At 51.6% G+C, this 20140-nt stretch carries 17 protein-coding genes and 3 pseudogenes; 17 read left to right on the top strand and 3 right to left on the bottom strand.

Annotation, left to right across the window (positions count from 1 at the left end; all coding sequences use genetic code 11):
• The first annotated feature begins 741 nt into the window (after window positions 1-741).
• From GKE73_RS20635 to GKE73_RS20605, 8 genes are all read left to right on the top strand, one after another.
• Window positions 742-1674 carry an IS5 family transposase gene (locus tag GKE73_RS20635; RefSeq protein WP_230371584.1) on the top strand — a complete coding sequence of 311 codons (933 nt, stop codon included), beginning with the start codon at window positions 742-744 and terminating at the stop codon, window positions 1672-1674.
• A gap of 40 nt (window positions 1675-1714) precedes the next feature.
• On the top strand, window positions 1715-2143 hold the full coding sequence (locus GKE73_RS20630) for a GGDEF domain-containing protein (protein WP_280955265.1): 429 nt from the start codon (window positions 1715-1717) through the stop codon (window positions 2141-2143).
• Window positions 2144-3166: 1023 nt separating this feature from the next.
• Complete coding sequence (locus tag GKE73_RS20625; protein ID WP_230371583.1) at window positions 3167-4642, top strand: AAA domain-containing protein; 1476 nt, start codon at window positions 3167-3169, stop codon at window positions 4640-4642.
• Entirely contained in the window at window positions 4600-4758 is a 159-nt protein-coding gene (locus GKE73_RS26285; protein WP_376767457.1) for an AAA domain-containing protein, read from the top strand. Before GKE73_RS20625 ends, GKE73_RS26285 begins: the two co-directional genes overlap by 43 nt.
• A 53-nt stretch (window positions 4759-4811) precedes the next feature.
• Window positions 4812-5015: a hypothetical protein gene (locus GKE73_RS20620; RefSeq protein WP_230371582.1), complete on the top strand. Its 204-nt coding sequence runs from the start codon at window positions 4812-4814 to the stop codon at window positions 5013-5015.
• Window positions 4993-5259, top strand: a complete 267-nt coding sequence (locus GKE73_RS20615) for a hypothetical protein (RefSeq protein WP_230371581.1) — start codon at window positions 4993-4995, stop codon at window positions 5257-5259. The genes GKE73_RS20620 and GKE73_RS20615 overlap by 23 nt, the downstream gene beginning before the upstream one ends.
• Before the next feature lie 144 nt (window positions 5260-5403).
• A complete protein-coding gene (locus GKE73_RS20610) occupies window positions 5404-5703 on the top strand; it encodes a DUF2726 domain-containing protein (protein WP_230371580.1) in 300 nt (99 codons plus the stop codon).
• A gap of 411 nt (window positions 5704-6114) precedes the next feature.
• On the top strand, window positions 6115-6462 hold the full coding sequence (locus GKE73_RS20605; RefSeq protein ID WP_230371579.1) for a hypothetical protein: 348 nt from the start codon (window positions 6115-6117) through the stop codon (window positions 6460-6462).
• Window positions 6463-7101: 639 nt separating this feature from the next.
• Here GKE73_RS20605 and GKE73_RS20600 read toward each other — a convergent pair.
• Both GKE73_RS20600 and GKE73_RS20595 read right to left on the bottom strand, forming a co-directional pair.
• The gene (locus GKE73_RS20600; RefSeq protein ID WP_230371578.1) at window positions 7102-8274 is read right to left on the bottom strand and encodes an aminotransferase-like domain-containing protein; all 1173 of its coding nucleotides are present in this window, start codon (window positions 8272-8274) and stop codon (window positions 7102-7104) included.
• Window positions 8222-8680: a GntR family transcriptional regulator gene (locus tag GKE73_RS20595; RefSeq protein WP_230371577.1), complete on the bottom strand. Its 459-nt coding sequence runs from the start codon at window positions 8678-8680 to the stop codon at window positions 8222-8224. Before GKE73_RS20595 ends, GKE73_RS20600 begins: the two co-directional genes overlap by 53 nt.
• A gap of 244 nt (window positions 8681-8924) precedes the next feature.
• Here GKE73_RS20595 and GKE73_RS26280 point away from each other — a divergent pair, with 244 nt between their 5' ends.
• From GKE73_RS26280 to GKE73_RS20585, 3 genes are all read left to right on the top strand, one after another.
• Complete coding sequence (locus tag GKE73_RS26280) at window positions 8925-9293, top strand: FAD-binding oxidoreductase (RefSeq protein WP_376767465.1); 369 nt, start codon at window positions 8925-8927, stop codon at window positions 9291-9293.
• Window positions 9293-10012, top strand: a complete 720-nt coding sequence (locus GKE73_RS20590) for a 2Fe-2S iron-sulfur cluster-binding protein (RefSeq protein ID WP_230371576.1) — start codon at window positions 9293-9295, stop codon at window positions 10010-10012. The genes GKE73_RS26280 and GKE73_RS20590 overlap by 1 nt, the downstream gene beginning before the upstream one ends.
• A 301-nt stretch (window positions 10013-10313) precedes the next feature.
• Complete coding sequence (locus GKE73_RS20585; protein WP_230371575.1) at window positions 10314-10733, top strand: M24 family metallopeptidase; 420 nt, start codon at window positions 10314-10316, stop codon at window positions 10731-10733.
• 432 nt (window positions 10734-11165) lie between these two features.
• Here the strand turns inward: GKE73_RS20585 and GKE73_RS20580 are convergent.
• Window positions 11166-12099: pseudogene (locus GKE73_RS20580) on the bottom strand (IS5 family transposase).
• Window positions 12100-12310: 211 nt separating this feature from the next.
• On the opposite strand from GKE73_RS20580, the gene GKE73_RS20575 reads away from it, so the two are divergent.
• The 6 genes and pseudogenes from GKE73_RS20575 to GKE73_RS20545 all read left to right on the top strand — a co-directional run bounded on the left by GKE73_RS20575 (window position 12311) and on the right by GKE73_RS20545 (window position 19483).
• Window positions 12311-12502, top strand: a complete 192-nt coding sequence (locus GKE73_RS20575; RefSeq protein ID WP_230371574.1) for a hypothetical protein — start codon at window positions 12311-12313, stop codon at window positions 12500-12502.
• A 264-nt stretch (window positions 12503-12766) separates the two neighbouring features.
• Window positions 12767-13129, top strand: a complete 363-nt coding sequence (locus GKE73_RS20570) for an aminotransferase-like domain-containing protein (RefSeq protein WP_230371573.1) — start codon at window positions 12767-12769, stop codon at window positions 13127-13129.
• A gap of 294 nt (window positions 13130-13423) precedes the next feature.
• A pseudogene (locus GKE73_RS20560) lies at window positions 13424-14223 on the top strand (PhzF family protein).
• Window positions 14224-14292: 69 nt separating this feature from the next.
• Window positions 14293-14436: a hypothetical protein gene (locus GKE73_RS20555; protein ID WP_230371571.1), complete on the top strand. Its 144-nt coding sequence runs from the start codon at window positions 14293-14295 to the stop codon at window positions 14434-14436.
• Between the two features lie 714 nt (window positions 14437-15150).
• Window positions 15151-16538, top strand: a pseudogene (locus GKE73_RS20550) (transposase).
• Window positions 16539-18943: 2405 nt separating this feature from the next.
• Window positions 18944-19483, top strand: coding sequence for a hypothetical protein (locus GKE73_RS20545; protein ID WP_230371570.1), 540 nt, complete (start codon window positions 18944-18946; stop codon window positions 19481-19483).
• Window positions 19484-20140: the final 657 nt, after the last annotated feature.

Raw genomic sequence — 20140 nt, 5'->3', positions numbered from 1 at the left:
GCTTACCGGTATTTCAACAGCCTGCTAAAGCCATAAAATATGCTGAACGAATGTTCAAGTTTTGCACATACGCAACTACCGAGAAATGCTCGGTAGTTGCATGGGCCAGAAAACATTACCCTTTTCTTGGGAGTTGAAAATGGGAGAGAACGACTGTTTTACATGGCACAACTTTTATTTCCTGCAAATAATTTATATTTTTATTTTAAATTTACGTGTTATGTATCGAAATAGTAGGTGGAAAAAATATTTACACTTTTTGATGAATAATATTATTTTCCGATGGGGCAGAATTTTGACTTAAAGGGCGAGTTTTTCAGATGCTGTATCTGGAAACCGATGTGAAATAGTCACACATCCCACATAGATGTTGCTTATTAATTGATTTTGAGTGTCCGATAGAGCACTGACAACGGTTGCAGGACGCCCAAGACAAGACCCTACGCAGCACAGCAAGCTGTAGCATCCTGACATGATATTAAATTCTTACATGCGCCCCCGTGGAGATCTAACGCGTGATAACGGTTATTATCACGCGTTAAGTAGTCTTCACTCTCCGTTTGGTGGCATTTCTGGCGTGTAAAACAGCACACAAAAGTGACCTGCTGGTCAAAATTCGACGCTGATTGACAATCTGGGGCGCACGCTCTGGAAAAAGTGGACGGGCTACCATCGCCGCAGCTTGGTCGAGAGGCTTTGTTGCATTAATCGGGGCTTGCACCCATCCGGTAGAATGACGGCATGAGCAAGCCCCTCCCATCCAAGTACCGCACCACCAACTGGCAAACCTACAACCACTCCCTCAAGCAGCGAGGGCAGCTCCTTCTCTGGCTGGACAAAGATATGAACTGGCGGGCACCTGCCACGGGAAAACGAGGGCGTCAGCCGACCTTCTCCGATGCCGCCATACAGTTCTGCCTCACCATCAAATGCCTTTTTGGTTTGGCGCAACGGCAAGCCACCGGCATGGTCGAGAGCCTGCTGTGCTTGGCTGGACTTGACTGGGCGGTGCCTGACTTCAGTACGCTTTCCCGCCGTCAGAAGGACCTGCAAGTGCGCATTCCGGTGCAGAAGAAGCAGGGTTGTCTGCATCTCTTGGTGGACAGCACCGGCATCAAGATGATGGGTGAAGGCGAGTGGAAAGTGAAAAAGCATGGTGCTGACTACCGCCGCCAATGGCGTAAGCTGCATCTGGGTATAGATGCGCAAACGCTGGAAATCCGGGCAATGGAAGTGACCGACAATCGCACCGGTGATGCCACGATGCTGCCAGAGCTACTAGCGCAAATTCCGGCGGCAGAGGGACTGGTGACAGTGACCACGGATGGTGCGTACGACACACGGCTATGTCATGCCGCGATTGCAGAGCGTGGGGCGGCGGCCATCATTCCCCCACGTCGAAACGGCCAATTCTGGAAAGGGAGTTCACTGGGCAATCAGGCTCGCAATGAGTCACTACGCTCGGTGAAATATCTGGGGCGCACGCTCTGGAAAAAGTGGAGTGGCTACCATCGTCGTAGCTTGGTAGAAACGAAGATGCACTGTTTCAAATTGCTGGCAGACCGGGTTAAGTCACGGGACTTTGACCGGCAGGTGGCAGAGCTTCAAATCTGTGCAGCGATTCTAAATCGCTTCACAGCGCTGGGCACGCCACAAACAGTCCGTATGGGATAAGTCCGTCTGGGGGATTGGGGCGGCTCGGCCTTGAACTGATTTGTGCAACAAAGCCCATTTACTGTTTATTGACCTCGATGGTTTCAAACCAATCAACGACCAGCTAGGCCATGAAGCTGGCGATCAAGCTCTCATTGAAGTAGCCCGACGTCTTAAGTGTACGGTGGGAAAAAATGATTTTATTGGCCGTCTTGGCGGGGATGAATTTGTGGTTATCTTAACTCAAACAACTGATCATGAAGATGCCTTAAGCATGGCCAGAACCCTTATCTCAGCTATTTCCATACCTATGCATATACTCTCAGCGAAGATTCCCCGTACACTTGGGGCCAGCATTGGCATTGTTGCAATCTCGCCGTGGCAAGGAACTCGAACCATGATACTGACCGCAGCCGATCACGCAATGTATCGAGCGAAACACTTGGGTAAAGGGCAAGCTCAGTTTGGCCAGCTAGTTGCGATAGCCTGAACTATGTCTAGTGAAAGAGGCCCCGGAGTGGTCTGTCCCGCCCTTCGTGGACACTAACTTAAGGTGACTGGTCTGCTCCATCTACCATGGACAGCGGATTTAGCACTATGGTCGGCATATCCTCACTCTCCAGTTCTTTGCGTCGCTTGGTATCGGATACGCTCATGCCTTCGACATAGTCCATTGATGACAAGACCTATTTCTACTTTACGTAGGAAACCGATGATTTGTTCCTTAGGAACAACTGTGCATCTCCCCTCAATCGCAATCCGCCCAAGCTAACAGAATCAAGGTATGAATTCGCCCGCGCATATCCATTCGACTAAGAAAAAACCTATGTGGATATTCTGATCACCTTGAGCTTGACAAAAGTTGTCGATAATCTCTTTTGCTAACTTGCTGCCATCGATCAAGAGCGAGCACTCATCGAACAGGTGTGGTGGATGCTCCTGTAATCAAGGCAATTGCCGCGTTACGTGCCCGAAAGCGGGGACGCATCCGTGAACTGCCGGACGCAGGAGCCGACCTCTGAGTCTGGAGTAGGTTGCGGACATTCACAAACTATGAAGGGAGACCGCCCGGTTAGCAGGCGGGAACGGTCGTTGGTGTCAGATCAGGTGGGCAATAAATTTGGCCGATTTGGAGCCTTGCCGGTGGTAGTCCCATGAAAGTGGTCCTCCGCCACCTATTGCACCTCGCTGGTAGCAGGGCCATGTCTTTCTGGCTGCGATGTTGGCAAGATGATCTCTTATTGGAGAAATAACGGCATCCGGTATCTGGAGCGAGAGGTAGGTTCGGATGTCGTTTGTGCATGAGTAAGGAGCGTATGGTTTCTATCTATGTCGGCGAAGAGGATAAGACTGCGAAGATCAGCGACTGGACGATTTATTGAGTGACCAATACGCAGCACTGCAACTGTCCTGCCATTTCCCATCGATGAAAACCTACACACGGCCACTCAGTGAGTGCCGTATAGTTCCCTCCCGTGAGTTGGGCAAGACGTTGCTGACGAGGCAGGGGAGCGTGGTCGTCCAGCCTATCGAAAAGGGAACGATTTACGGTGAGCGGTATGCCGTCGTGCACTATCCGGGTGTTGCCAAGCCCTACGTCTACAAAATGGACGGAATCCAGTTTGTGACGCAGACAGCGATGAAGGAATCACCTGTCTTCCGCTATTTTTCTGACGTGGCGGATACCAGAAGGGATCGCGCTGGCTCGGCGGATCAAAGGCAGATCGCAGCCAATGTTGTGCGCCAACTGGGAAAACTATCAGCTAGCCGGGATACTGCCTTGAATGCTTACTGCACAGGGCAGAATGGAACGCAGGCGCAAGGCGGCAGTCTGATCTACCCATTCGGCGTGAACGAAAGTCAGCTTGCGGCTGTTGAGCAGGCGTTCAGTGCACAGATCAGTGTGATTGAAGGGCCACCCGGAACCGGTAAGACACAGACTATCCTGAACATCCTCGCCAATATCCTATTGCGAGGTAAAACGGTCGCGGTACTGTCCAACAATAACGCGGCAGTGGAGAACGTTTACGAAAAATTGGAGAAGTCCAGTCTGGGTCATCTGGTTGCCAAGCTCGGCAGCAGCAAGAACAGAGAGGATTTCTTCGCCAACCTGCCTCCTTGGCCATCGGCCGAATCCGAGCCTGCACCGACTATGGATGAAATCCAGACAATGCTCGCACGGTTAAAACAGCATCTACACGACCACAATATAGCAGCGCAACTGCAGACCGAAATTGATGAGTTGACCATCGAGCGTCGCTATCTGCAGCAGTGGCAGAACGAGAATGGGGTTCACGTTCCCCCGTCTCTGGATAAGTACGGACTATCCCCGCGCAAGACGGCGGACCTGATGGCCTACCTCGCCCATCTTCGGGAGCAGCGCATCCGGCTCAAGGACCGGATTGAGCTGCTGTTCAATTTCAGGATTTTCCGCACCAAACCTTTCGCGCAGGGAGCGGAGCGCCTGTCCTTCTTCCATGCCCTGCAGATGCATTACTACGACAAGGCGTTGAGGGACAAAGGCGCGGCTCTGCTGACTTGCCGCGAATCGCTGGCGCGTGGGAATTTCACTGCCTTGCTGAAAGCATTAACGGTAAGTTCGATGCGTCATCTGAAGTACCATCTGCATGCGCAGGACCGCGCGTTGGAAACCTTCGACGCCCAGACCTACCGGAAACAGTTTGATGCTTTCGTGCAACGCTTCCCGATCCTCGGTAGCAGTACCCACTCCATCGTCAATTCGATTGCGCAAGGGGTAATCCTCGATTACGTGATCATCGACGAGGCCTCGCAGCAGGACATCGTGCCGGGCGTTCTGGCGCTGGGCTGCGCGAAGAATCTGATCGTCGTCGGGGACAGCCGTCAGTTGGCGCACATTCCCGTAAAATTGGGCCTGCAGCCCCCTGCTGATGCCTATGATTGTGAACGATACAGTCTGCTTGATTCGTGCATTGGTGTATTCAAGGACACGCTGCCCAGACTTTGCTGAAAGAGCATTACCGTTGTCATCCCAGAATCATCCAGTTCTGTAACCAGCAGTTCTACGATAACGCACTGGTGCCAATGACCCAGACAATGGCGAAGCACCCCTGCGGCTACTGGTGACAGCCAAGGGCAATCATACCCGGAGGAACACCAACCTCAGGGAACTGGACTCCTTGCTCAAGGTACTCGACGACGAGGGAGGGCCCATCGAGCTGAGCGAAGATGGCCGAGGCTTCATTTCTCCCTTCAGGGCACAGGTCACACTCTCCGGCACGTACTTGCCAGCGGATTTCGTCAAGGATACCGTGCACAAGTTTCAGGGCAGGGAATGCGACGAGATTGTCTTCTACCGTGTTGGACAAAAAGCACCACAATGAGGAACGGCTAGATTTTGTTGATGATCCACGCATGGTTAATGTGGCGGTATCGCGAGCCAAGACTCGATTCACACTGGTGACAGGCGATGAAGTTTTCACTGCAAACAACAGCCATATCGCGGCATTGATGCGCTACGTTGAGTATTACGCGCAGGACGGACAAATTGTGCGTGCGCCCGTGGTGTCGGCGTTTGATCTGTTGTACCGAGAGTACGACCAGTCCCCCGGCACGGCTCCGTGCTAGGCTTCGCACCGAAGATTCCCGCTTCAGATCAGAGCAAATCGTGGTGCAACTGTTGCGGGAGGCTCTGTCCGAGGCGCCGTACCGGGCACTGACGTGTCACGCCCAGTTCTGCTTAACCGGGTCGCTTCATCGACTAACCCGGCCTTGGCGAAGGATGAGCTGGATTTCATGCGCAACCGTGCCAGTTGCGATTTCGTGCTGTATTTCAAGGTGGGTAAAACCCCGCTGGGAGTGATTGAAGTCGATGGCGGCTCCCATGACAGGCCCGAGCAAGCGACACGAGATGCTTTGAAGAACAGCATCCCCGGCGAAAAGCGATATTCCCATCCTGCGCCTGCGCACCATCGAAAGCCACATCGAAGAAAAGATCGATGGATTTCTCGCCCAATGGGCAAGCTCTGTGGCAAACGTGTGAAGCAACAAACGGGCACTGCGATGCGGTGACAGCCTCTATTCCAGTCATGTCGGACTGTTGTCGCCCAATTATTCCAGATATGAAATTAGCTTGTAGGTTTTGCTGCTGCTTCTGATACCTGATGTAGGCGGTAAAGTACAACGGACGCCGTTGATACAAATCAAGATTTTGCCCGCTGCCGATCAAGATTAAATGGAATTAATCCTGAGTTAAGGTTTCCCCTTACAACGTCCCCGCCACCTACCGATTAAGGCCGTGATATGCCTTTATTATTATAATTAGCCGATGGATGTACATATGTTCCAGAAAAATTTATTGCGAAGTAGTATGCTTATTGCATTAATCCTGCCCGGTATGGGTTATGCAGCTAGTCAATCTCTTCTTCCGCACGATCACAATGACCAACACACGCTGCAACTAGAGTTAAATTCTGGTAAGAAATGGCAACAGATGCTGCCTTGCGGCAAGGAATGGCGGCCATCTACCTACAACTTTCATCAGCCATGCCAGCGATTCACCAAGGTGAATTTCCCCCTTCAAAGCTTGATGATCTTTCGGTTGAAATCGAAAAACAAGTGGCTGGCATCGTTTCTAACTGCAAACTCAATGCTAAAGCAGATGCACAACTCCATATTATTGTCGCCCAATTATTGAAAGGCAGCACACAGTTAACAGGAAAGCAACCGGGCAGTAGTGCCAAGGAAGGGGTCATAACTGTATTAGATGCAATCAGTAATTATACTCGTTATTTCGACGACTCAGCGCTTCGCCATTCATTTCAACATTAAAATTAATTGACAAGCTGAATGGTATTTTGCTTTCGGTTTGCTATTAATAGCATAATGGTTCTAGGTATGAATACTCACAATGCTCGCCGAATTAGCTATAAACTCACCATGTTTGTAATGCTTTTATTTGGTTCAACTATCTTGTTAGTGGTTCCAAATTTATTAGAGAGTTTTCGCCGGCACAAAACAGCGAACCAATAGGTTATACGATAGGACCTATCAATAAACCTTTTTGGAACGAGCTGAATGAAACACGCAGCATTGTACAGATTGAGTTGAATGATATTTCTAATTCGAGTATCGGAACATCTTCTAATATTTTAACAAATGATGCTCAACTTCATTTCCGAACGGCAATGACAAAACTGCCCTATAGTGTTCGGTCACTACCCGCTCTTCGTGAGATTCATGCCGGAATTGGCGAATGACCTAGAATTGCTACAAGAGGGGAAAGGTATAATAAAAGAACTTGTGGCAAAACAGATTATTAATGACATTAATCTCATGGAGAAATTGATCAGATCTCAAGGGTATTGAAATAAAAAAGACTAAATATCGACTGCTTATTTTAGTGTAAGTCACTCTTCCCTATGATATGTACAGTTGGACTGCCTCGGGCAGTCCAACAACGTCTCACAACTATCTAGGTCGGTCGGGAAAATTTGACCTATCTATATTAATAGCCCCTGCCACTTGTTGCTTTAACGCTGCAGCTAAGCATCTGATCCCAGCGTCTAGTTCTGCCTCAGTAAGGTGGCCAAAGCCAAGTCGAATAGCTCGTACTGGCGTCGTCTCTTGTGAAAAAATCTGCCCATCTGTGATTTGAAGCCCTTGTTTGGCGCAATCAGCAACGAGCCTTGGCATATCAACCTGTGACACAAAACGCAGCCACAACGCGATGCCTCCAGCTGGCAGATCGAATTGTCCCCAGCCAGCTAATCGTTCAGTAATACAGGTAGCAACAAAGTCACGCCGGGCCTGATACACTTTTAGTGTACGGCGGATATGACGGTGTAACTCACCGCTGGACATCAGCTCACCTACTGCCAGCTCAGTGAGCTGATTACCCTGTCGATCAATTAGCATAATCTCGGCAGCACACCGTTCAATTACCCTTTCAGCAGCAACCAAATACCCCAGCCTTAGTCCCGGTGCTAACACCTTTGACAATGAGCCGATATGTAGCACTCTTCCATTGCGGTCCAAGCTTGCTAGAGGTGGGACCGGGCTATGCAGGTAGTGAAACTCGTGATCGTAGTCGTCCTCAACAATGGCAAAGCCATATTGTTCAGCTAGTGCCAACAGACGCATACGCCGGTCAGCAGGTAGCATCACTGTTGTAGGAAATTGATGATGTGGAGTCACATACACGATACGTACTGTGTGGGTACGGCATAGATCTTCCAATGCATCAGGTAGTAATCCGTTCTCATCTTGCGCCACATTCAGCACCGTAGCTCCGCAACTACGAAATGCCTCACGTGCTGGGGGGTAACTAAGTGATTCAAATACCGCGCAACTATCTCGATCTACCAGTAACCTTGCTGCAAGGTAGATGCCCATCTGACTACCTCGTACCACACATACTTGTTCAGGGCGCACATTAAGTCCACGCTCCATTCGCAGCATATTTGCGATGGCGGTACGCAATTCCGGTGTGCCTGCGGGGTCTCCGTAACCGAGCTGGTTATGGCGTACCAACGTCACCATTGCGTGGCGATAGGCTCTGGCTAGGACATCGTAGGGAATCAGACGGGTATCAGGTATGCCATCGGAAAACACCAATTTGCCAGTTTCCCCTTCTCGTTTCACCGAAATAGTCCGTCAGGGTTGGTGAGACCCTCCCAAGTGGTAACTCAGCGGGGATTATTGGTTCGCTGGCTTGCAACGTGAATGTGGGTAGACGAGCTGAGACGAACGCCCCACGGCGGGGTTGCTGCTCAATCCAGCCTTGTGCCTGTAACTCATCGTAAGCCAATACAACCGTCTTGCGGTTGATTGACAAATCAGCAGCCAGCACTCGGCTGCTGGGTAAGGCATCGCCCGGACGTAAACGTGCGGCGCGGATATCCGCTACCACTGCTTGAGTAATTTGCAAGTGCAGCGGCAGTTCGCTGCCTTGCTGCAAAGGCAGTTTCAAGGACCATGGTCTTAACATCAAAACCCAGTTGGACTGGTAAGAGTTCCAATTCTTGATGTTTCTAATGGTCCAGAGCAAGTCTGGCGTATGGTGCTATCTGCTTTAACGCTCTGCCCTAGTAGGTTCGAGTATCACCCACAGTCTTTCTGTGCTGTTTCAGTCGCTAGTCACGGTGTCTGGTGCAGTGACGAAAACCTCAAGCACACAATATATTCCCCTCTTTACTCCGGTATTCAATCCAATCTGGACCGGCAATATTTTGAAAACTGGACCATGTAATAGGGCCAGTAACTTGTTAGGATATTGTCAACAGTTCAATGAAATGCCTAGTAGGAAGGATGCCATGTCATCGTACGATAGTAACTTCTATGAGTTAGAGGTACTCGACAAAGAGTTCCTAAATAACTCAGTAGTACGCCTCCGCATGGTCTCGCCACAGAAAAGAGGCATGGAGTATCAGGCAGGCCAGTTCCTAAATATTGAATTAGCAGATGGTGACGTCAGGTCCTATTCGATGGCAAACGTGTGGGCAAACGATGGCGTTATCGAGTTGCACATTCGGTTGCATAAACACGGAAAATTTTCTGAGTTACTTCGAACAGAGATTGAGCCCGGAAGTCGACTGAAGGTCCATGGCCCATATGGAAACTGCACCGGGTCAATCCAGCAAGTACATCAAGCAAGATTCTAATGCTCGCAACGGGTACTGGATTGGCACCTCTGAAAGCGTTGTTGGAACAGATATTAGAGGCCGGGAGTAAGAACCCCGTATGGCTATATTGGGGGGGCAGGGGATCATCCGATCTCTATTTTTCAAAGCAAATGCGTGATCTGGAAAACGCCTTTGGGAAGTTCCATTACATACCCGTACTCAGCAATCCAGAGCCCGCTTGGTCTGGTGAAGTTGGATATATCCAACAAGTGGCAGCTCGTGATCACCCGAGCCTAAATGATGATTATGTTTATGCGTGCGGGGCTCCAGCCATGGTTAATGCAGCAAGGGTAATCCTGACAAAAACCTGCAACCTACCGGATCAGGCCTTCTTCGCGGATGCATTCGGGCAATTGGTTACAGGCTCTGTCACACCTAACCAACTGGTTAAGGTATCAATGCATGGTCCTAACGGCCAATCAACACAACTCAATCTTCCTGAGGGTAGCTCGCCCATGGAAGCATTGCGTATAGGCGGTCATATCAAGGGAATCTGCGGTGGACATGCCTCCTGTGGTACCTGTCGGGTAAACATAAACCCAAAATGGGTAGAAAAGTTAAAACCTGTAAGTCATGCGGAAAAACGCCTACTGACAACATTAGACGAATTTCGCTCAGGTGACAGGTTGGCATGTCAGCTAATCGTGACTAAGACACTCATGGGCCTTGATTTCACCATTCCGGACCACCTTTGGTGATGTCCAAATTTTCCAAAAAATCGATAGGAGACATTTATGACTGCAATAGCCAAACAAGAGTTGGAAACAGTTGGAAAAAACTATGATAGGGATAAGATGTTTAAAGTCAGGGGGATGACGCGAGATGCTATTCGTGCGATTGCTGCTGCAGTAAAACCAGCATGCTTGAAGAAGATGCCGTGGAGATGGCCAAAGATATTCTGGCGGAGAAAAAAATGCTGCGAGGGTGGCACGATGTCTATGTCCGCTTCGGAGCCAATACGACAAAAACTTTGGCGCCGCATCAGATCCGGGCATTCGTTTGGGAGAAGATGACATCTTCTTTATCGATATCGGGCCGATTTGGAATAATCTTGAGGGGGATGGTGGTGAGACCTTTGTTATTGGTTCCGATAAAGAGAAGCTACGTTGTGCCAATGACGCACGAGAGATTTTTCACGAGGTAAGAAAATATTGGCTGAAGACAGGTGGTAGTGGACGGAAACTATACGAAATTGCTGCCGCGGCAGCTAAACAGCGTGGCTGGGTTCTTAATTTGGATTTATCTGGCCACAGGATCTCTGATTTCCCTCATGCTGCTGTTTATGAGGGTCCGATGGCGGAGGTTGATTTCTGTCCTTCTGCTCAGTTGTGGGTTCTTGAGATTCATATCTGGAATGTCGACCATACTTACGGTGGCTTCTTCGAGGACATGCTGCTGGATGATTCCTATTTTTCGTAAATAGTATTAGTTTATAATAAAATACTGATTATTAGATAACAGACCATACAATGTGTGGTCTGTTTAGTCAAAATGGCCCTGTTTTATAAATCTAGGGCAAGATGATTTACCTCGTTCTCCAGCAGATTTATCCCATCACTACCGGGCATGGATGGCTTAGTATGCTGAAGCTGTTCAAGATGTTCCCACTCGCTTGCCGCTGTGCCTCTTGGCCATTGAAGCGCCGGATTGCCCCTCTTTCCCCCGCGGTTGCACAATGCATCTTGGTTTCCACCAAGCCACAGCGATCATTGCTGCTCCAACGCTTCCAGATCGCTCAGTTTGATCGCTTGGTAGCCGGGAGAATCGCGTTCCGGCTCTGTACGCTCAGTAAAATATGGCTTTGTTGCACAAATCAGTTAAAGGCCGAACTACCCCAAACCCCGTGCGGACTTATCCCATGCGGACCGTGTGCGGCGTGCCCAGCGCAGTAAAGCGATTGAGTATCGCAGCACAGATTTGAAGCTCTGCAACCTGCCGGTCAAAGTCCCGCGATTTGACGCGGTCTGCCAACAATTTGAAGCAATGCATTTTCGTCTCGACCAAAGCTGCGGCGATGGTAGCCAGTCCACTTTTTCCAGAGCGTCCTTCCCAAGTACTTCACCGCGCGCAGTGACTCATTGCGAGCCTGATTGCCCTGTGAATTCCCTTTCCAGAGTTGACCGTTTCGCCGCGGGGGAATGATGGCCGCTGCGCCACGTTCTGCAATCGCAGCGTGACACAGGCGCGTGTCGTACGCCCCATCCGTGGTTACCGTCATCAGTTCTTCTGACGCTGGGATTTGCGATAGCAGCTCTGGCAGCATGGTGGCGTCGCCAGTGCGGTTGTCCGTCACTTCCATTGCACGGATTTCCAGCGTCTGCGCATCTACCCCCAGATGCAGCTTGCGCCATTGGCGGCGGTAGTCTGCACCATGCTTTTTCACCTTCCACTCGCCTTCGCCCATCATCTTTATGCCGGTGCTATCCACCAGCAGATGCAGGCAACCCTGCTTTTTCTGTACCGGGATACGCACTTGTAGGTCTTTCTGGCGTCGGGAGAGCGTACTGAAATCAGGCACCGCCCAGTCGAGCCCGGCCAAATGCAGCATGCTTTCGACCATGCCAGTGGTTTGGCGTAACGCGAGGCCAAAAAGGCATTTAATGGTGAGACAGAACTGAATGGCGGCGTCGGTAAACGTTGGCTGGCGCCCCCGTTTACCAGCGGCTTAGGCTAGCCAGTTCATAGCCTTGTCGAGCCAGAGGAGTAGTTGCCCTCGCTGCTTGAGGGACTGATTGTAGGTCTGCCAGTTGGTGGTTTGGTACTTGGGAGGGAGGGGCTTGCTCATGCCGTCATTCTACCGGACGTATACAAGCCCAGATTTGTGCAACAAAGCCCACCCCGTCCCCCACAATGGAGACAAAAGCCTGCGTATAGCGTTGGCACATCGTGCGCTAACGGCCCAAATGCTTCTCCCCCCGACGACATCATCGTGACCCATGGGTGTATTGAGGCCTTGAACCCTGGCCTTACGTGCGGTCACCCAGCAGGGAGATCTGGTGGCCGTGGAATCGCCCACATTCTTTGGTTTGTTACAGGTTCTGGATAGTCTGAAGTTGAAAGTGCTGGAGATCCCGACGAGTCCCTCTAGCGGTATCTCACTGGAAGCGTTGCAGCGGGCAGCCGATCACTATCCCATGCTGCGTGCCTTGGTGGTGGTCCCCAATGTGCAGAACCCCTCGGCTGTGTGATGCCGGATGGCCACAAGCAGGCCCCGGTGGCATGGTGCGAATCACGGAATCTTCCTTTGATTGAAGACGACACATACTCAGCGCTGGCCTGCCAGAAGCTCCTCTCCGTGCACTCAAATCGTGGGACCTCCGTGGCAACGTGATTCATTGTGCCTCCTTGAATAAATCGTTGTCGCCCGGCCTCCGGATCGGCTGGATTAGTGCCGGACGCTGGCACGATAAAGTGGAGATGCTCAAGTACGCGCAGTCCCATTCCACGAAGCGGTGGCCCAACGGGCCATTGCAGAGTTTATTGCCTCGGGAAACTACGAACGCCATCTGCGTCGCTTACGTCTGACGCCGACGACGCAGCGTGATCACTATGCCACCGCTATTGCTGAGCACTTTCCAGAAGGCTCCCGCTTGAGTCATCCGTGCGGTGGATTATTCTTGTGGATAGAGCTACCTCCCGCAATTTCAGCTGAAACGCTCTTTTACCAAGCTTTGGAAGAGGGTATCCATCTGGCGCCCGGTGGCTTGTTTTCTAATACCGGCCGCTTTGAGAACTTTCTGCGCATTAACTGTGGCACCCCATTCTCACTAGCGATTGACGGGGCGCTCTCCGTGCTGGCGGGCTGGATGAAATGACACTGAATCGCTTCTGATTTTCTGTTTTGAAATATGGCGGACTTTTCAACCATCTACGACCAGTTGACGCTGCACCTGCTTAGTCGGCTGGCCGTTCGGCCAAAGCGGCTGGTCGAGCAATAACTGTTATATGGGAGCTACCGGCCAGAACGGGCTACTAGGGATGTGGTCGCGATAGACTATTGGCATAATTTGATTATTTATCTAGCCCAAAGCAAATGATTGGACTCGAAACAGTTCAAGGAATGGACTGCCGGTTGCTGACTAATCTATCAATTTGAACAGGGACATCTCATGAAATTGCCGATCTATCAGATTGACGCATTTACGGATAAGGTATTTAGAGGCAACTACGCTGCGGTAGTGCCACTCGAACGCTGGTTGCCCGATAGTTTGATGCAGGCAATCGCCGCTGAGAACAACCTGTCAGAAACAGCATTCTTCGTGAAAATGCCGACGGCGCATTTGATATCCGCTGGTTTTCTCCACTAACCGAAATCGCTTTTTGTGGACATGCCACGCTGGCAAGTGCATATGTGATCTTCCAGCAATGTGCTGATTTGGAAGTCATCGAATTTGTTGCGAAAGCGGTCGGTCGACTTACCGTTTGCCATACACGTGACGGTCTGATCGAAATGAGCTTCCCGCAACGTCGGTCTGAAAAGCTGGACGAAATACCCGCAAACCTGATCCAGGGGCTTTCGATACGGCCTCAAGAAGTGCTGATAAACCAGCAAGCCTATGTTGCCATCTACGGAACAGAACAGGAGGTACGATCCGTTGTCCCTGAACTCAATCTGCTGTCGGCACTTGGCCCGCTCGATGTCGTCGTAACAGCGCGCGGAGATCAACATGATTTTGTGTCCCGCTACTTCTGGCCTGCCAATGGCGGAGATGAAGATCCGGTGACCGGATCTATTCACGCGGCGCTCGCGCCATTATGGTCTGACCGTTTGGGTAGGTCAGAACTCGTGGCCATGCAGGTCTCACGCCGCAGCGGATTACTACATTGTCGCGTACAAGACGACCGGGTATATATCTCTGGTCACGCTGTTCAATATCTTGAAGGGACAATCGAAATACCGGAAGCGTAGGAGCGAAAGCCCGGATTTACCCGGCTTTTTTCTTTGGAATGTCGTTTGATGCGTAATAGGTCAAGAAGGATGTGGCCGCACAGGCAGGACGCCACCCTGCGTGTGCACGCCCTTTCGGAGTTGCAATACGTACAGCGCTATTTCACGTATTCCAGTGCGGCCAAATGGATTATCCCCAGCAGTAACTTGGAAATCAACGTGGTGTGCACCTGAGGAGGACAACCGCTCGGTGGGACGGCGAGAAACGGGCAGCAGCTATAGCTGCTATGGAGATGTGGCGGGCGTTGGCTTGCACACGAGCATGCATTACGCGTAAATTTGCATGTAAATTACAAATGCATATTTCGTGCGACATCCATCATACATAAGCAAGGTAGTATCTTGAAATTCATTACCTATTTACCTCTGGCGCTTGTATTGATTTTATCGGGATGTCTCTATGGCCAGTGCATAAACGGACCTTGTTCATTAGAACGAGAAAGGCTAATTAAGTCGATTAAGCCTTTCGTTGAACTATGGAGTAAGCCTGAATCCTCACCAGAATCACGCTTGAATGACTGGGTAGCATGCGGAGGCCGAATAAATGGGGGCGTCGGATTCGATACAAGGAATCAGATGCATGCAGGAGAAGACTATGAATCAGCCCGAAAACGCCCTGGAAGACAATTTTTACCGCTGTCTGATTGGCAAGGGGTACCACTACACAGGATGTGACATAGGCTTGTTCAAAGGGCGGGCAATCTGCGGTGGCAAGTAGTACCACACGTCACGTGTTTGGTGGGTAATTTATCTTTAATAGTTGACTAGCAAGTGTGGATTAGTCTCCTGCCGTGAAGAACTACTATCGGCCGATTGTGTTGAAAAACTCCCGCTCCTCTGATGCGGCGGTAAACTATGCCTAGTGCATTGAGACGCCGAGGTGTCGATATGATGGGGCAGCAGACAGGTGGTCAGGGAGCGATTGTTCTATTCCTTCAACATTGAAGGCCACATCCCCCCAAAGCACCTCTTGCGCGGCATCGATCGCTGTCTCGACCTAAGCCAACTACGCCACCACCCGGTTGACCACTACAGTCACACCGGACGGCCGTCCATCGATCCGGAATTGATGATTCGCATGCTTATCATCGGCTATTGCTATGGCATTCGCTCTGAACGCCGGTTGTGCGAGGAAGTCCATCTCAATCTCGCCTACCGTTGGTTTTGCCGCTTAGGCCCTGGAAGATGCGGTGCCCAACCATTCGACTTTCTCCAAGAATCGGCACGGGCGTTTTCGGGAAAGCGAGACGTTCCGTTGGCTGTTTGACCAGTGTGTTCTTCGTTGCATGGCTGCAGGGCTGATCAAAGGAGAAGGCTTTGCGGTCGATGCCAGCCTGATTGCCGCCGACGCAAGCCATGACCTGAGTATTGCTCCGGGTGAGCAAGTGAATTGGCGGGATCCTGCGCACAACAAACGAGCGGTCCGGGAGTATTTAGCCGCCCTCGATGCTGACGCCGAGGCGCAACCTGTCACGCGGAAGACCTCCTTGAGCGATCCCCAGTCCCGTTGGACTGCCGCTACTGGTGGGATCGCCTTCTTGCCTACTCGACCACTACCTAATCGACACCGCGCATGGTGTCATCCTAGATGTCGAAGCCACGCTTACCATCGTACGGCAGAGGTCGACTCTACCAAGACCATGGTCGATCGTGTTGAGGAGCGCTTCGAACTGCGTCCCAAACGGCTGATTGGCGATACGGCTTATGGCACCGCCCATGCTGGGCTGGATGGTCGAGGAGAAAGGAATTGAGCCGCACATGCCAGTCTGGGATAAGAGCGCGGAAAGGATGACACTTTCAAACAGCGACTTCACATGGGTCGCTGAAGCAAACGAATATCGCTGTCCGGCAGGCAAACCACTGCGGAGCAACTGGCGCCCATTCAAAATCCGCGCAGCCACGTCACACAGGCCGACACCATCATTTACCGGAGCCAGCCAGTCGGACTGTAAGGATTGCGCGATGAAGCCGCAGTGCTGTCCGAATATGACTTTCCGGAAGATTGCCCGCAGCATCCATGAGAACGCTCGCGATGTTGCCCGACGCCCGTGAAACTGAGGGGTATCAGCAATCTCGGTGCGAACGTAAGAAAGTGGAAATGCTGTTCGCACACCTCAAGCGGATCCTGAAGCTCGACAGACTTCGCCTTCGGGGCTGTCGGGTGCGCAAGACGAATTTACCCCGCCGCCATTGCCCAGAATTTGCGTCGATTGGCCAAGCTGGCCAGCCCGATTCACCCCTTGGTGGGCAAGTTGCGCCTGCTGGAAACGAAATGAGATGAAATAGCTTAGAAAAGCGGTCTTTAGACCGTTTTTACGATTAGATCCATGAAAATGGCCTCTACATCCACAGGAATCGGCTGTGCTACCAGGTTTTTCAACAGAATCGGCCAGAGCAGCCATTGCTGGGATACGGGGCCAAGGTCTCAAGCTCGGCCTTTGTAGCCAGTAAGCACAGTACCGAACACCGGCAGGTTTACACAGAACTTCGGACATGCAATGTTGAAGAAAAAAATGACATATAGCAATAACATGTACTACTCTAATGTCATTTAGATATATAATTATCAATTCCACTCTTTGGGGGTGATAAATGAGCAACAGCCAGATCGAAGAAGTCTCACCGCGTCGCTACCCGCAAGGACCTTACAGAGACCGGCGACTGGCACAACCAGAAGGGTGTCGACTTTCAGCGGGCATGGGCTTGAGTTTTCAGCGAGACGGCGTCCGCCTCCCCAAACACTGCCGACGTCCAGTTGGCCTAACAGGGTTGTCGTTTCGCGGGCGGACAGCGAAGTGTCGACAAATAGTTGAGCCGAAAAGACAGCTGTTGTGCCGAATCAAAAATTTGTATATCATCTAGAAAGCATTGATATATCTATATTGTGTCTTGATCGGGTCTTGACAACGACTTCGTCAGGGTACGTACCCTGCAGAAACGACCCGAGTGTCATGTTCAGACCTCACGCTTAGTCTTGCTCCAAGTGCTTCCCAGGCCAGAGGGGAGTAGTGATGGTCTGTTCTGACTTAACCTGAAGGAGAGCAAACCTGTGTGTCATTCCCCGTCAAAAGTCGGCATCGACCGACGATCTGTTCAGCTTACCTGAGACCTCATCCCAGTACTGCTGGAATTGGTGTTACTCACCTCAGGATGGAACTGCGTTGACAACACTTGCGCAGCAACGACCCGGATCGCCCCTTCCCATTTGAAGCAAGCGTGGCAGCCTGAACAACGCTACTGATTGCTTCACTTGCCGGAACTACTCCTTGTGGAAGTACTACCTCTCAATTTTGGGAAAAACATGATAAAGCAGTATTGGTCACCGGTTCTCGCGGCCTAGTGGGGGGCGACTTTGGGTGTCGCTCAGAGATGATGGTTTTGGGTCAAAGAACTGACCCACAGTGCCTCGGGAGAGTCTCGGTGATGTGACCCGCCAAGCCGACATAGATGTACATTCAGGAGGTGCCGTTGTTCACCGGCACGTTTCAAGGGTTGGTTCGGGGCAACGAGATCCAGACCTGTGTTGGCTCACAAATGTTACGGGCCTGCAAAACCTCATTAAGGCAGCGTTGGCCCAGAGTTCTAAACCGTGGATTCTGGTTTTCGAGTAGTCGAGAGGTTTACGGGCAGACTTCATCGCTCCCAGTTGTTGGAAACGGCCGCGTTGAATTCCACTCAACGTCTATGCATCGCTCCAAGGTTGTAGCCTTCGTTCTGAGGCAGCCATGCGCCCACAGTCTGCTGTCGTCCGGACTTTCGAATGTAAAATGGTCGTATCGAAGATTTAGATTGAGTTGTTTCGGCGCTTGTTGGGCGCTGCTGAAGGCTTGCCCTGCGCGTAGATGGCAGCAATCACACCTTCGACTTTACCCACGTCAATGACGTCGTTCGAGGTCTTCGTGCCTTGGACGGACTGCTGGAGTCCGGGAGAGTCATTGTCCCCAGTGCATCTTTGGTTTCAGGGCATCCGACTTCGCGGCGAACTCGCAGCGACCTGTTGCCGACTTGCAAAGAGCGGCGCTGCCGTTACAGAGGCGGCACCACGGTCTTACGACGTTGCTCGGTCTTATGACCCGGCGCGAGCGCAGGAGCTTGGCTGGAAATCTGAAACTTTCAGCGGGCTTGATGCGTCTCATCGAAGACTTCAGGCACGAACTTGAATTGCGCAGTGCGTATGGAGGCATCTGTATGAAAATTCTGAAGGTAATTCACGGTTATCCGATGCGCTACAACGTCGGTTCCGAGGTCTATAGCCAGACGTTGTGTCAGGGCTGGTTGATCGACACGAGGCTTACGTCTTTACCTGCGAAGAGGATCCCTTTCGCGCCGGACTATCGTCTTCGCAAGGAGTGAGAGATCCCGATGACGCAAGCGATCACTCTGCATCTGGTAAACAACCCGCGGCTCAAGGACAGATATCGGCTGATAGATCAGCGCTTCGCCGAGGTATTTTGGACGAGGTAGCCTGATATTTTTTGTACATGTGTCGGTCACCTCTAATCATCTCTCGACGTCGTTACTGAGGGCTGCGGCCAATCGCGGATACCGATTTGTCTAATGCTTCACGACGATGCTGGGTCATGTGTCCGCGCGGCCAATCATAAACCCTCCCCGAAGATCCTGACAATCTTTGGGCGGCATGTATGGGCAGTGGAAGATCGCAAGTGTGCCGAGCGTTGTTATGCGTTACTTCAGCGGTGCCGCCGATGAATATGAAGCGGATGTGACTTACTGGCAAGACTGGGGTGACGCATGGCACATGCGTGAGATGGCCGAACTGGTGGATGTGTCTACGCCCTGGGCGTTACCTGTTGCTGCTATCGCCATGACTTCGGCCTGCCCGAGCGCCAACTTATCTATCTGGACTACGGTTTCGACAGAAGGCGTTCCGCCAACCGCATCAGGGTTCAGGAACCGGAATTCACGTTTGGGTACATTACAACTCACATGCCCTGCCAAGGGAATTCATGACCTGATCCGTGCTTTGGGCAGCTCACCGGCAGTTCCTCCGGCTCAGGATCTGGGGATGCCCGCGTGGTCAGGAAACGGCCGCGTCGCCGCAAGCCTGCCAGCCGAGATCGCAAACAAGATCGAGTGGATGCCTGAATACAGAATCAGGATATCGTTCGCGATGTTTTTGATCGCGTGGATGCGATTGTTGTTATCGGTATGGGTGGAGAACTGCCGCTGGTCCATGAGGCTCGCGCTCGCGTACCGGTGATCACTGCCAATACCGCGGGATGAAGCCGAGCATGTCCACCACGAGGTTAATGGGTTCTGCTCTGAGCATTACCATTCGCCGCACTGGCGGAGCAGATGCAGCGTTTTGTCGATGCCCTGAACTGGCGGCCAAACTTTGGGAGTCGGGCTATGTTTTCAGCCGTGATGGGTATTCCCGATAGCTGATACCCACGTGCAGGATATCGAAGCCTTGTATCAGCGAGTCCTTCGTCGGCGAGACAGAACAAAGCTTTCGCATGCGCAAGCACCCTCGCGCATTACTTTGATACCAACCCGATACCTGCAACCTCAAGTGCGTGATGTGCGAAGAGCATTCGCCGCACAGCACGTTGCAACCTCTTGCGCAGCTCGATGGGCGCTTCGCCATCGTCGCATGCCCTTCGAGATGCTGAAGCGTGTCGTCGAGGAAACGGCTGGTAAGACCGGTGCGTGAAATCATCCCTTCAACCATGGGTAGCCTTTGCTCTATGAGCATTTCGAGGACATCCCCGGGCTTTGTGTGCGAAGCACGACGTCAAACTGAATCTGACGACCAACGGGACCTTCCCGAAGTACGGGCTGGCGATTGGGTCGCACCGCATTGTGCCGGTCACCTCCGGATGTGAAGATCTCCGGAACGCCGCCTGCAAGACCACTA

The sequence above is a fragment of the Paludibacterium denitrificans genome, assembly GCF_009707705.1.
GTDB lineage: Bacteria > Pseudomonadota > Gammaproteobacteria > Burkholderiales > Chromobacteriaceae > Paludibacterium_A > Paludibacterium_A denitrificans.
Note: the sequence above shows the minus strand (reverse complement) of the source record. Positions and strands in the feature narration are given on the sequence as shown.